General features: G+C 67.6%; 11 protein-coding genes and 1 pseudogene. 5 read left to right on the top strand and 7 right to left on the bottom strand.

Annotated features, from left to right (window positions below; all coding sequences use genetic code 11):
* Window positions 1-10 precede the first annotated feature (10 nt).
* The gene (locus tag RZ1_RS21090; RefSeq protein ID WP_072814501.1) at window positions 11-505 is read right to left on the bottom strand and encodes a flavin reductase family protein; all 495 of its coding nucleotides are present in this window, start codon (window positions 503-505) and stop codon (window positions 11-13) included.
* A 199-nt stretch (window positions 506-704) separates the two neighbouring features.
* Between RZ1_RS21090 and RZ1_RS21085 the strand changes: the two genes are divergently transcribed.
* The 4 genes and pseudogenes from RZ1_RS21085 (at window position 705) to RZ1_RS21070 (ending at window position 5,132) form a co-directional block, all read left to right on the top strand.
* Window positions 705-2,327 carry a long-chain fatty acid--CoA ligase gene (locus RZ1_RS21085; protein WP_072814466.1) on the top strand — a complete coding sequence of 541 codons (1,623 nt, stop codon included), beginning with the start codon at window positions 705-707 and terminating at the stop codon, window positions 2,325-2,327.
* A gap of 218 nt (window positions 2,328-2,545) precedes the next feature.
* Window positions 2,546-2,938: a nuclear transport factor 2 family protein gene (locus tag RZ1_RS21080; RefSeq protein WP_072814500.1), complete on the top strand. Its 393-nt coding sequence runs from the start codon at window positions 2,546-2,548 to the stop codon at window positions 2,936-2,938.
* A gap of 48 nt (window positions 2,939-2,986) precedes the next feature.
* Window positions 2,987-3,325, top strand: a pseudogene (locus RZ1_RS21075) (nuclear transport factor 2 family protein); the annotation flags it as partial.
* A gap of 97 nt (window positions 3,326-3,422) precedes the next feature.
* Window positions 3,423-5,132 carry a 3-ketosteroid-delta-1-dehydrogenase gene (locus tag RZ1_RS21070; RefSeq protein ID WP_072814499.1) on the top strand — a complete coding sequence of 570 codons (1,710 nt, stop codon included), beginning with the start codon at window positions 3,423-3,425 and terminating at the stop codon, window positions 5,130-5,132.
* Window positions 5,133-5,177: 45 nt separating this feature from the next.
* On the opposite strand, the gene RZ1_RS21065 is transcribed toward RZ1_RS21070, so the two are convergent.
* The 3 genes from RZ1_RS21065 to RZ1_RS21055 all read right to left on the bottom strand — a co-directional run bounded on the left by RZ1_RS21065 (window position 5,178) and on the right by RZ1_RS21055 (window position 7,420).
* Window positions 5,178-6,068, bottom strand: a complete 891-nt coding sequence (locus tag RZ1_RS21065) for an SDR family oxidoreductase (RefSeq protein WP_072814465.1) — start codon at window positions 6,066-6,068, stop codon at window positions 5,178-5,180.
* A 27-nt stretch (window positions 6,069-6,095) separates the two neighbouring features.
* Entirely contained in the window at window positions 6,096-6,521 is a 426-nt protein-coding gene (locus RZ1_RS21060) for a CBS domain-containing protein (protein WP_072814464.1), read from the bottom strand.
* A gap of 107 nt (window positions 6,522-6,628) precedes the next feature.
* Window positions 6,629-7,420: an FAD-binding oxidoreductase gene (locus RZ1_RS21055; protein WP_072814463.1), complete on the bottom strand. Its 792-nt coding sequence runs from the start codon at window positions 7,418-7,420 to the stop codon at window positions 6,629-6,631.
* A gap of 359 nt (window positions 7,421-7,779) precedes the next feature.
* On the opposite strand from RZ1_RS21055, the gene RZ1_RS21050 reads away from it, so the two are divergent.
* Window positions 7,780-9,333, top strand: coding sequence for an AMP-binding protein (locus RZ1_RS21050; protein WP_072814498.1), 1,554 nt, complete (start codon window positions 7,780-7,782; stop codon window positions 9,331-9,333).
* Between the two features lie 164 nt (window positions 9,334-9,497).
* On the opposite strand, the gene RZ1_RS21045 is transcribed toward RZ1_RS21050, so the two are convergent.
* From RZ1_RS21045 to RZ1_RS21035, 3 genes are all read right to left on the bottom strand, one after another.
* Window positions 9,498-10,793 (bottom strand): MFS transporter, encoded by a 1,296-nt coding sequence (locus RZ1_RS21045; protein WP_072814462.1) that lies wholly within the window; start codon window positions 10,791-10,793, stop codon window positions 9,498-9,500.
* Window positions 10,794-10,951: 158 nt separating this feature from the next.
* Window positions 10,952-12,118 carry an MFS transporter gene (locus RZ1_RS21040; protein WP_072814461.1) on the bottom strand — a complete coding sequence of 389 codons (1,167 nt, stop codon included), beginning with the start codon at window positions 12,116-12,118 and terminating at the stop codon, window positions 10,952-10,954.
* A gap of 245 nt (window positions 12,119-12,363) precedes the next feature.
* A complete protein-coding gene (locus RZ1_RS21035) occupies window positions 12,364-13,047 on the bottom strand; it encodes a GntR family transcriptional regulator (protein WP_072814460.1) in 684 nt (227 codons plus the stop codon).
* Between the last annotated feature and the right edge of the window lie 218 nt (window positions 13,048-13,265).

Here is a 13,265-nt window from a genome sequence, read left to right as displayed (position 1 = left end):
CCGGCACCGTTCACATCTCGTCGAAGTGACCGTAGCTGCCGCGGTAGAAGAGCAGCGGGCCGCCGCTGTGCAGCGCCGTCAGGCCGGTCACCCGCGCCACCACGATCGTGTGGTCACCGGCGTCGTGCTCGGCCTCGAGCGTCGCCTCGACGCGTGCGATCGCCCCCTCGATGGCCGGGGCGCCGTTGTCGCCGGGAGTCCAGTCCACGCCGCGGAACTTGTTGCCGCCGCTGACGGCGAACGCCGCGCACAGGGTGCGCTGGCTCGCGGCCAGCACGTTGATCGAGAACGTGCCGATCTCGCGGATCTTCGGCCAGGTCGTCGACGTGCGGGCCGGGCAGAACGACACCAGCGGAGGCTCCAGCGACACGGACGTGAAGGACTGGCACGCGAAGCCGAGCGGTTCGTCACCGTCCAAGGCGGTGATGACGGTGACTCCCGTGCAGAAGTTGCCCATCACGTCGCGCATCCGGCGCGGATCCAGCACTGCGTGTTCTGCGGTCATCATGCTCCAATCGGCTGTCGGGTTCGGGACCAGTGTCCGCCATCGCCCACCCGGACGGCGAGGGTGCTCCCGGACAGCGGGCGTGCGGGCCGGTCGTCTGGGCGCGCACGTTCTGTACCCACTCCCTGTAGTCACCTGTCACAGTGTGTGGGAATCTCAACTCGTTGAGCCCGACCATCCGACTCGAGGAGCAGTTCTCATGTTGAGCACGATGCAGGACGCGCCGTTGTCGATCGCGCAGCTGCTGCGACACGGCAGCACCGTCCACGGCGACGCCGAGGTCGTGACGTGGACCGATTCCGGTCCGCGTCGACGGAGCTACGCCGAGGTGGGCAGGCGCTGTGCCGCGCTGGCACACGCGTTGCGCGGCCTCGGGATCACCGGGGATCAGCGAGTGGCGACCTTCATGTGGAACAACGCCGAGCATCTCGAGGCATACCTGGCGGTCCCGTCGATGGGTGCGGTCCTGCACACCCTCAACATCCGGCTGTTCCCGGAGCAGCTGATCCACGTGGCCAACCACGCCGAGGACCAGGTGGTCATCGTCGACCCGTCACTGATCCCGCTGTTCGCGCCGCACCTTCCTGCGCTGACCACCGTCAAGCACGTCATCGTGACGGGCGACTCCGCGGACGGGCTCGACGTACCGGACGGCGTGCAGGTCCACACGTACGAGGCGCTGATCGCCGACCAGCCCACCACCTTCGACTGGCCCGAGCTCGACGAGCGCTCCGCGGCCGCGATGTGTTACACGTCCGGCACCACCGGAGACCCGAAGGGCGTCGCGTACTCGCACCGCTCGATCTATCTGCACTCGATGCAGGTGTGCATGACCGACGGCCCCGGCATCAAACAGGGTGACCGCACCCTGGCGGTGGTGCCGCAGTTCCACGCCATGTCATGGGGACTTCCCTACGCGGCGTTCATGATCGGTGCGTCGCTGATCATGCCGGACCGCTTCCTGCAGCCGGCGCCGCTGGCTGAGCTGATCGCCGCCGAGCGTCCGACCTTCGCGGCCGCCGTTCCCACCATCTGGCAGGGATTGCACCTGTACCTCGAGGAGCACCCGCAGGACATCTCCTTCATGAACGAGGTCCTCATCGGCGGCTCCGCGGTGCCACCGGCGCTGATGCACGCCTTCGACAAGGACCACGGCGTGCAGGTGCTGCACGCCTGGGGCATGACGGAAACCTCGCCCCTCGGCTCGGTTGCCCGACCGCCGGCGGGTGCCGAAGGCGACGACCTGTGGCGCTACCGCTACACGCAGGGCAGGTTCTCGGCATCGGTACAGGCCCGGCTCGTCGACGACGCCGGGGACGTCGTGCCGAACGACGGCCACAGCATCGGTGAGCTGGAAGTGCGGGGACCGTGGATCACCGGTTCCTACTACGGCGTCGATGCTCCGGAGAAGTTCGACGACGGATGGCTGCGCACCGGTGATGTCGGGTCGATCACCCCGGACGGGTACCTCACTCTCACCGACCGCACCAAGGACATCATCAAGTCCGGCGGCGAGTGGATTTCCTCGGTGGACCTCGAGAACGCCGTGATGGGACATCCGGACGTGATCGAGGCCGCCGTCATCGGGGTGCCGGACGACAAGTGGGACGAGCGGCCGCTCGTCGCCGTCGTGCTGCGCGAAGGCAGCACCACCGACGTCGATGCCCTGCGGGAGTTCTTGTCGGACAAGGTCGCCAAGTGGCAGCTGCCCGAGAACTGGACCGTGATCAGCGAGGTCCCGAAGACGAGCGTCGGCAAGTTCGACAAGAAGCGGCTGCGGTCGCAGTTCCAGGAAGGTGATCTCGACATCACCCGGAGATGAGTCGGACTCTCCTTCCCCAACGCCGCCCGGTCGCCCCACCGGTGCGCTGACGGCCCCACGTCTGTGAGGACGTGGGGCTTCGGCACCCGCGCAGCGTGGCCTCCCGGTGACCGGGAATTCCGGCCGGTCGCGGTGGTCGGGGTCCGTAGTGTCGCGCGGAACCCGACCAGCCGATCGACTCCGAAGGGTTCCCACTTGCCATGACGCATCCCACCGCCATGTCGCAGTCCACCAGCGGCAGCACCGTCGAGGCGATCCGCGCGACCGTCCGCGCCTACCTGTCCGCACTCGAGTCGGGGTCGGCGGCGGCGATCGTCGCGCTGTACGCCGACGACGCGACCCTCGAGGACCCGGCCGGCAGCGAACCGCGGGTCGGGCGCGACGCCATCGCCCGGTTCTACCGCGCGGTCGACGGCTCGCCGCAGCACACCGAACTGCTGTCGCTGCGCGTGAGCGGGCAGAGCGCGGCGTTCCACTTCCGGGTCACCACCCGCGTCGGCGACGCCGAGTACGAGATCGAACCGATCGATGTCATGACGTTCGACGAGCAGGCGCGCATCACCGGGATGTGGGCCTACTGGTCGCCCGCCGACATGCGGCGCATCCGATGACGCGCCCCGCACCGGTCCCCGCGGGCAGCGGCCCGTCCGGGAGCGCGGCGCCCCGGCGCGGTCGTGGGACGCGCTGCGCTGACCGCCGCGATCCGGACGTTCCTCGACGGACCGGTCCGGGTCACCAGCGTTCACCACGGTCACCAGCCGGAGATCACGCTCACCTCGGACACCACCGCCACCGGGATCTGGGCGATGGAAGATCTGCTGTGGTGGACGAACGGCGACGTGGAGGAACACCTGCACGGCTGGGGTCATTATCACGAGGAGTACCGCCGGGTCGACGGCGTGTGGCTGATCGCGTACCGCAACCTCACGCGACTGCGGGTCGACCACACGCCCGGCTTCTTCTCCTTTCCGGAACGCAGTGACTCCTCCACGTCGTAGTCACCCGTCCCGGTGGCAGGGAACGCCGGTGTCGTCGACGGTGATGCCGGTCTACCGTCGTCCACCGTTGCGGAAGAACCAGGCGAAGGAGATTGGCATGGCGAAGAGGACCGTACCGGCCCCGGCTCAGGCGCAGGACACCACCGTGGACCTGCTCGTGATCGGCTCGGGCACCGGCTTGGCTGCCGCGCTCGCGGCACACGAGCTGGGGCTGTCGGCGCTCGTCGTCGAGAAGACACAGTACGTCGGCGGGTCGACGGCGCGGTCGGGTGGCGCCTTCTGGATGCCGGCCAATCCCGTTCTGCAGGAAGCGCGTTCCGGGGACACCCGCGAACGCGGCCGCACCTATGTCCGCGCGGTGGTCGACGGCACCGCGCCTGTCGAGCGCGGTGACGCGTTCGTCGACAACGGTGCCGAGACGGTGGCGATGCTCAGCCGAACCACGCCGATGAAGTTCTTCTGGGCCAAGGGCTATTCCGACTACCACCCGGAACGTCCCGGCGGCGCCGCGATCGGCCGCACCTGCGAGTGCCGCCCGTTCGACCTGTCACAGCTCGGGAACGAGCGCGGCCGGTTGCGTCCGGGGCTGATGGAGGCCGGTCTGCCGATGCCCACCACGGGCGCCGACTACAAGTGGATGAACCTCATGGCACGGATGCCTGTCAAGGGATTCTCGCGGATCTTCCGCCGACTCGCTCAGGGTGTGGCGGGGAAGGCGATCAAGCGCGAATACGTCGCCGGTGGCCAGGCGATCGCCGCAGGGCTGTTCGCGGGTGTGCTGCGCGCCGGGATCCCGGTGTGGACGGAGACCTCGCTGGTGCGTCTGGTCACCGACGGAGACCGCGTCACCGGTGCTGTCGTCGAGCAGAACGGCCGGGAGGTGACCGTCACCGCACGCCGCGGTGTCGTCCTCGCCGCAGGCGGTTTCGACCACGACATGCAGTGGCGGCACAAGTTCCAGTCGGAATCTCTGGTCGACGGCGAGAGCCTGGGTGCGGAAGGCAACACCGGCGACGCCATCCGGATCGCGCAGGAGATCGGGGCCGATGTGGACCTGATGGACCAGGCGTGGTGGTTCCCCGCGGTCGCGCCGACGCGCGAAGGCAAGCCGCCGCTGGTGATGCTCGCCGAGCGGTCCCTGCCCGGTTCGTTCATCGTGGACCAGAAGGGTTCCAGGTTCGTCAACGAGTCCTGCGACTACATGTCGTTCGGCCAGACCGTGCTCGAGCGTGAACGCACGGGCGATCCGATCGAGTCGATGTGGATCGTGTTCGACCAGAAGTACCGCAACAGCTACGTCTTCGCTGCGGGACTGTTTCCGCGCCAGCCGATCCCGGGCTCCTGGTTCAAGGCGGGCATCGCGCACAGCGGCGCCGGCCCCGAGGAACTCGCCGCGTCGATGGGGATTCCGGTGGAGACCTTCGCCGAGACCTTCCGCCGATTCAACGACGATGCGGCGGCGGGAACCGACTCCGAATTCGCACGCGGCGCAAGCGCATACGACCGGTACTACGGCGATCCGACGGTGGAGCCCAACCCGAACCTGCGCCCGCTCGACCACGGCCCGTACTTCGCGGTGAAGATGACGCTCTCCGATCTCGGCACGTGCGGTGGTCTGCGCGCCGACGAACGTGCCCGCGTGCTGCGCGAGGACGGCAGTGTCATCGACGGTCTCTACGCGATCGGCAACACCGCCGCCAACGCGTTCGGCAACCGGTACCCGGGCGCCGGCGCGACCATCGGGCAGGGTCTCGTCTTCGGGTACATCGCGGCACACGATGCCGCGGACGCGACCGTGTCCGTCTGACATTCTCTCGCGTGGCAACCGTCAGAAGTGTTGATCCGCAATGCCTTACGGCGACGGTTGCCGCGCGGGAAGCGCGGCCAGGATGCGGGCGCTCATCGAACGCCCCAGCGCGGCGACCCGATCGTCGACGTTCGGCGCACGCGACATCATCCGCAGCATGAACCGCTCCGCGGTCGCCGACGTGATCAGCGGCTGCGCCCACGCCAGGATCCTCATCGAACCGGGCACGTAGACGCGCCGGGACCGATTCTCGAGGGCGCGGACGAATGCGGCGGCGCACTCGTTGACCGCATGGACCCGGCCGAGCGGTCCGGGCAGGGTCGCGAGCATCCGGTCGAACGCGGGCAGATCGGCGCGGGCGTCGCGAATGAGTGGGGTGTCGATCCACGCCATGTGTGCCGACCCGACCGCGACGCCGTGCCGCGCGACCTCGAGGCGCACGGTGTTGGCGAATTGCTCGACACCGGCTTTCGCCGCGTTATACGGGGCCTGCCCCGGTACGGGCAGATACGCCGCCATCGACGACACGAGCAGAAGATAACCGTGGCGCTCGACGAGTGCCGGCAACGACGCGCGCACGGTGTGGAAGACGCCGACGAGATCGATCTCGATCACCGCGCGGAAGGCTTCCGGGTCCACCTGCAGCACCGAACCGTACGAGCCGACGCCGGCGTTCGCCACCGCGAAGTCCAGGCCGCCGAATCGGCCGATGCCCGCATCGACGGCGGCCTGCACCGCGGCGAGATCCCGCACGTCGGCGACGGTCCCCACCGCCCGGTCCTCGCCGATCTCCGCGACCAGCTCCTGCAGCGGCTGCGCGTCCACGTCGAACAGGACCAGCCGGGCACCCTCGGCCGCCAGGGCACGCGCGGTCGCGGCACCGATGCCGCGGGCCGCTCCGGAAACCAGAACGGTACTGCCGGTCAGCCCGCCCATCGGTGCCCACCTCGTTTCACGGTCGGTTCATCTCGTGGCGGGCGCACAGATGGATTCGACGAACCGGCCGACCTTCTCCTCGGAGAGGTGTGTGGCCAGATCCGCTTCGCTGATCATTCCGATCAGCCGGTGGTCGCCGATCACCGGCATCCGCCGGATCCGGCGTTCCTCCATGAGCGTGAGCACGTCGTCGATGTCGGTCTCGGCGTCGACGGTGCACGGCGCTCCCTGCGCGAGATCGCCGGCGGTCATCATCGTCGGATCCAACCCGCGGGCAACGCATTTCAAGACGATGTCGCGGTCGGTGATGATGCCGTGCAGCCGATCGTCGTCGCCGCAGATCGGCAGCGAGCCGACGTCGAGCTCACGCATCTGCTGCGCTGCGCACTCCAGGGTTTCGTGTTCGCCGACGCACGTGGCGCCGGCATGCATGATGTCTCGGGCGGTCGTCATGACGCCCCTCCTCGGTGGACGAGAATGTTTGCCCATCCATCGTCCTGCCGGAGCGGAAGGCAGGCAACCCCCGCAGTGTCGATCGGTGCGGCGGTGTCGATTGTCGGTCAGTACGGGTCGTAGCGGATGTTCTCCGCGGGCGTACCCGTCTCGATCAGCTTGTGCAGCGTCGACCGGACCATCGCCGCGGATCCGCACAACAGGACCTGATGATCGCCGAACGCGCCGTAGGAGGTGACGACGTCTCCGAGGCTGCCCTCGATCAGGTCGTCGGGGTCGGCGTCGATGTCGCCGAGTTGAGCGGCGATGCGGTTGTACCAGGGGTCCGGGAAGTCCGGTTCCTCGACGGATTCGACGACCGGCACCACCGTCAACCACGGCAGTGCCTCGCCGAGCAGCGACAGCATGTCCGATGCGTAGAGGTCGCGGGGAGAGTTGCCGCCGACGAACAGAAACGTGCGCGGCGGTTCGTGCCGGCGTGCCATGTCGAGCAGTAGTGCTCGCAGCGGAGCCAGACCGGTCCCGCCGGCGATCATGATGACGATGCGGCCGCTGTCGTCGACGTGCAGGTCGCCGCCCCTCGGTTCGCCGATCGTCCACACGTCGCCCGGCCGGGTGTCCGCGACGATGCTGCCGCTGACCCAGCCGCCGGGGACGGACCGCACGTGGAATTCGAGCTTGCCGTCCAGCGACGGCGGCAGCGCGGGCGACAGGCGTCGCGGCAGGCCGGGCCGCTGCGGGACGGTGACGTCGACGTACTGGCCGGCGCGGAACGGCACGACGTCGCTGTCGCACTGGAGACGGATGACGGAGAGGTTGTTGCGCAGGCGATGGTGCTCGACGACGGTTGCTGTCACCGCCGTGCCCGTTTCGGCAGGTGAGGTCGAGGCAGGCTGCATGTGTGTGTCCCCCGGGGTGCGCGGTGTCGCCCCGACTGTAGTAGCCCGCCCGCACGTTGTTCCGGTGGGTGTCGTACGCGCGCTCATTCCCGACGCGCCGTGCACGGCCGGATCGCCCCGGACCCGCTACCGGATTCGGAGTTCGCCCATCCTGGCAACCAACGATTACCGGGAGTGCAGGCCGGAACACTGCCTGGCTGCGGTGTCCGCGCGGCACCGAAATGCAACATGTTTCAGTTTTTGCGATTCTGCGGTTATCGTGACGGAAGGTCGCGGGTGACCCCTGCCACACCGGACGCGCGGCAGTCGCATCACCGACCGTCACATCAACGACCGTGACATCGACGACAAGGATGGCCATGACCGAGGAGTACGCCGACCTGCACCGCCCCGTGTTCACCGCGGATCTGCTCATCACCGCACTCGATCGCAGCGCCGACAAGCCCGCCCTGTACCTCGGGGACGTGGTGCTCACCGGCGGCGAGATGCGCGACGAGATCAGCCGATTCGGGCAGGCGCTCGCGTCCGTCGGCGTCGGGCAGGGATCGTCGGTCGCGATGCTGTCGAAGAACCGCCCGGAGGTGCTCATCTCGATGGGCGCGACGATGATCGCGGGTTGCCGCAACAGCGCCCTGAACCCCATGGGCTCGCTGAGTGATCACCTCTACATTGCCGGCGACGCCGAGATCGAGACCCTCGTCTTCGATCCGAACCACTTCGAGGAACGCGCCGCCGAGCTGAAGGCGCAGATCCCATCGTTGAAGAACGTGTTCTCGCTCGGCCCGTCGGAGGTCGGCACCGACATCCTGGCGCTGGCCGCCACGTTCACACCGCAGCGACTCGTCGCGGCGCCGGTGGACGCCGAGGACACCTCGAGCATCGTCTACACCGGCGGCACCACCGGCAAGCCGAAGGGCGTCATGGGGGCGTTCCGGTCCGGTGTCGCGCTGACCCAGATCCAGATGGCCGAGTGGGAATGGCCCGAGGAACCCCGGTTCCTGATCTGCACGCCGCTCTCGCACGCCGGTGCCGCGTTCTTCGTCCCCACCCTGCTGCGCGGCGGATCGCTCTACGTCCTGCCATATTTCGATCCGGCTCTCGTGCTGGAAACCATCGAGAAGCACCGCATCAACGCCACGATGCTGGTGCCGACGATGATCTACATGCTGCTCGACCACCCGGACTTCGACGAGCGCGACCTGTCGAGCCTGCAGACGCTGTTCTACGGCGCCTCCGCGATGTCACCGGCGCGGCTGCGGGAGGGCATCGAGCGTCTCGGCCAGGTGTTCTTCCAGTTCTACGGGCAGTCCGAATGCGGCATGACCATCTCGGTGCTCCGCAAGAGCGAACACGTCGCCGACGACCCCGAGCGCCTCGCCACGTGCGGGCGGCCCGTGCCGTGGCTCGACGTGCGCCTGCTCGACGACGACCTGAACGAGGTGCCCCGCGGCGAGCTCGGCGAGATCTGCGTGCGCGGCCCGCTCGTGATGAAGGGCTACCTGAACAAGCCCGCGGAGACCGCCGAGGCGCTGCGCGGCGGCTGGCTGCACACCGGCGACGTGGCCCGCGCCGACAAGGACGGCTTCCTCACCATCGTCGACCGCAAGAAGGACATGATCGTCACCGGTGGGTTCAACGTCTTCCCCCGCGAAATCGAGGACGTCATCTCCTCCCATCCGTCGGTCGCGTCGGTCGCGGTGGTCGGGGTTCCGGACGTCAAGTGGGGCGAGGCCGTGAAGGCGTGCGTCGTGCTGCGCGACGGCCAGACGGTCCCCGCCGACGAACTGATCGAGAAAGTCCGCGCGGCAAAGGGTTCGGTGCACGCGCCGAAGTCGATCGATTTCCTCGACGCGCTGCCGCTCACCCCACTGGGCAAGCTGGACAAGAAGACGTTGCGCGCGTCCTATCGGTAGTCGTCGTGTAACCGAAACAGGTTGCGCAGCGTGTGGGTTGCGATGTCGGATGCCCCCGAACCACGGCCGTCGAGGCCGTCCGGTTCGGGGGCATTTGTGCGTGACGGTGTGGAACGCGAACCTCCACGTGTCGTGCGCGCACGCTCACCCGTCGTCGATTCGACTCACGGCGACTGCATTCGTGCGAGATCGTGCTCCTCGTCCGGAGAGGGCATCGCCCTCCCAGGCCACTTCATCAACGGCACCGCCTTCATCGAGAACACCAGCATGACCAAGAGGAGGACGGTAGCCATCATGTTGATCCACAGGAAACCGCCCGCCTGCAACACGGTGCCGGCAGTCGCGGCCATCACCGCCCCGCCCAGGTTCATGGCCGAGTCCGACGCGCCTTGCAGAGTGACCTTCGCATGCTGCGGTACCGAGGCCGTCAGCAACGCCGAACCACCGATGAGGAACATCGACCAGCCCACCCCGAGGAGCAGCAGAGCGGTACTCAGCAGTGTCATCGACGACGTCGCTGCCACCGCGTCCACAACGCCGAGGGTGATGGCGGCGACGAAAACGACGACACCGGAGGCGATCACCGTTCCCGGGCCCCAACGGTCGGACATCCAGCCGAACACCGGAGAGAGCGCGTACATCCCGGCGATGTGGATGCTCACCACGATGCCGATGGCTCCGAGGTCGAACTGCTGATGATGCATGTGCACCGGTGTCATCACCATGACGTTCGTCATCATCATCTGTCCGGTGACGATGGTGACGATCGCGAACAACGGAACCGGACGTGCGGCCACGAAACGCATCGCTGCTCTGAGGCCGAGCGGTGCCGGTGCGTCGGTGGAAGTGCCGGTCGCGACCTTGTCCGTGCCTGCACTCGGACCGTTCCCGCTCGGAAGTGTCGATGCTGTCAGAGCCGCCAGGGCGAAGGCGGCCATCGAGATCAGGTAGGGGCCTGCCAACGGATGCATCCCGAGTGCCTCACCCAGGTGCGCACCGGGTTCGGTGAAATTGGGACCCAGAACCGAGCCGATCGTCGTCGCCCCCACCACCAGCGACATCGCCCGCCCGGTCGCTGTTGGCCCGGCTACGTCGACCGCGGCATAGCGGGCCTGCAAACCCGCGGCCGTCGAAGAACCGCACATCATCATCCCGAGCATGAACAACGGGAGGAACTGCACCGCCACGGCCGAGAGGACCACCAGGGCACCGAGCGCGCCTACACCGAACCCCAGGGTGAGCGCCCTGCGCCGCCCGGCGCGTGCCGCCAGCGCCGCGAGCGGATAGGCGACAAGTCCGGCGCCGAAGATCACGCTCATCTGCGCGAAGCCGGCCATCGCGGTCCGACCCGTGATCTGCTCGGCCAGCAGCCCGCCTACGGCGTACCCGGACGCGATTCCGGCGCCGGAGAACAGCTGCGCAGCGATCAGCTTGCCCTGCGTGAATACCGGTGACGCCATCGGCACGGCACCATCCTTTCGAGTTCGGTCGCCTTCGGAACGGCGGACAAGAAGCGGGAAGTGAGCCGGGTGACCTGCATGCCCCGTCTCAGCGATCGGCGCGAGCAGACATCCGTGTTTCGGGAATTGCGCTCACACCTGTCCCGCATCGCGGGCGGTCATCGGTTCGGGTGTCGAAGCATGCGGTGCACACCGGCTGCGGCGGCGCAGGCGGCCAACACCGTCAGCGGGAACACGATTCCCGTAATGCTCTCGACGGATGTGAGGAGGGTGGGGAGCCCGAATCCGAGATAGGCGACAAGGTAGAACACTCCTGTCAGCAGCCCCCGGGCCGGGGCCGGTGCCATGGTCTCCACGTCGACCAGTCCGTTACGCAGGCAGAGCCCGTACGCGGTTCCGAGCACTATGGCGGTCGCAACGAACGCCACCAACGAGTGGTTCGCGTCGGCCGCAACGGCAAGTCCGAACCCGACCGCTGCAAGCAGGGCGCCTATGCCTCCGGCACGGGGGCCCCACCCGCTCCTGCGGGCGACCAACTGGATGATCACGCCGGAGCCGAGTGCGACCAAGGCCGCCACCGCCGGAACGAACGGTCCCTGATAGCGATCGAGTTGCTGGACCAACGTCACCATGGGGACCGTGATCGAGGCAAATACCCAGAGCGCCATGGGCAACGCGAACCGCAGTGTCGTCCGTACCGTTCCCGTCGGGAGCGAGTCGCTCGGCCCGGGGGAGGGGGCGGCGGTTGTGTTCGGTGTTTCAGACGTCGAGGACGTCCTCGATGCAATCAGCACAACGAGCAACGAGCACAATCCGGTCGCCGCGAACGGTGCCGCCAGGGGATGCCCGACTGTGGAAACGAGCGCGGTGATCAGCGGTCCCGAGGCGAAGCCGGTGGAGAGGGCCACACCGGCCACGGCGGCGCCGGCTCTACCCGCGCGATCGGCTGCCCACGCCGTTCCCGCACCGAACGTCAGTCCGGCTCCGATGCCGACGACCAGCCGTCCCGTGCAGATTCCGAGTTCGTGATGGTCGAGCATCATGAGGAGGTTGCCGACACCGGCGAGTGCTGCCCCGGGAAGGACTACCGGTCGGCGGCCGATGCGATCCGAGATGGCTCCGCCGAAGAGGAGGCCGGGTAGCAATCCGATCGCGTAGATCCCGAAGGCGCCGTTGAGGACAGAAGTGCTCAATCCTTCATGTGAGGCCAGCAGCGGAATCATCGCCGCAAAGTGATTAGCTGCCCAGCCCGTGGTGAAGAGCACGAGAACGATCGGTGCCAGAGAGCGCCGAATGCCCGTCTCGGGCACTGCGGTCGTGGTCATGACAGCGATTCCTCTCGCCATTTCGGGTATTCCGAACTCCATCTCGACAGTCCCGTGGCCCGGGTTGGGCAGTGCGGAACTGCAGTCCTGGACGCTCCGGCCGTCAGGGGTTACGTCGGGTTCGCCGGGTGGGCCCCGATTCGCGGCCCGTGTGGCATGTAGAGCGACCGGGGACAATGTAGCATCCAACTTGGATGCAAGATGGTGACTGCGTCACCGGCAATCCGGAGATCGGCCGGTTGCGATCAGGTATCCGATCGCTGCTCGTCGCGCACCTCCAGGCGCACCGGATCGAGGCGTCTACCGTAGTTGTGGCTCAGATGCGAACGGAGGGTGTCGGCGAATCCGGCGACGTCACCGGTCCGCAACGCCCCGACCAGTTCCCGATGTTCGGTGATGATGGCTTCGCCCCGCTCGAATAGGCGGTCTCCGTGACTGAAAAGCAGGAAGCGCTGCCGGTCGGCGAGACGATCGTTGAGTTCCAACAACACCTCGTTGCCTCCGCATTCGACGAAGGAACGGTGAAAGGCAATCGTCGATTCGACGAATCGACGTAGATCATGTGCACCGATCGCCGCCTGCTGCTCGGTAACGGCATCGTCGAGACGATCCGCCAATGCCTGCCGAGCCCGGCTCGACGAGCGCTGGACCGAGATGGATTCGAAGATGAGGCGGGTGTCGGCCAAATCTTCGATGGTCTGAACGGTAAGGCCTTGGACAAGGGCGCCGCGCTTGGGATATATGGTGACCCACCCCTCGTCCTGCAGGCGGGCCAGGGCGGTCCGGACCGGGGTGCGGCTCACCCCGATCCGAGCGGCGAGGGACGCTTCCCCCAGCATGGATCCGCTGGGCAACTCCCCATTGAGAATGCTGTCGCGGATGCTGCGGTACGCCTTCTCGGTTGCCGACTCGACTGTCTCCGCTTCCACGTCCTGCCCTTCCTCGAAAACCCGTTGTTCCTATTTCGGCACAACACGTATTCAACCGCAGGGTCGCCGGCACCCGCATGTACGACCCGGGCTGGTCAGCCGGCGAGTGCTGTCGCGAATCGCGAACAACCACGCCTCGCTCGGGATTCTCGCCGTCCGGTACGGCATCGTGCGCAAACACCTGTTCGAGGCAGTCGTCGGGGTCCTGCGAGGCCGCA

The sequence above is a fragment of the Rhodococcus zopfii NBRC 100606 = JCM 9919 genome (genome assembly GCF_001895025.1).
GTDB lineage: Bacteria > Actinomycetota > Actinomycetes > Mycobacteriales > Mycobacteriaceae > Rhodococcus > Rhodococcus zopfii.
Note: the sequence above shows the minus strand (reverse complement) of the source record. Positions and strands in the feature narration are given on the sequence as shown.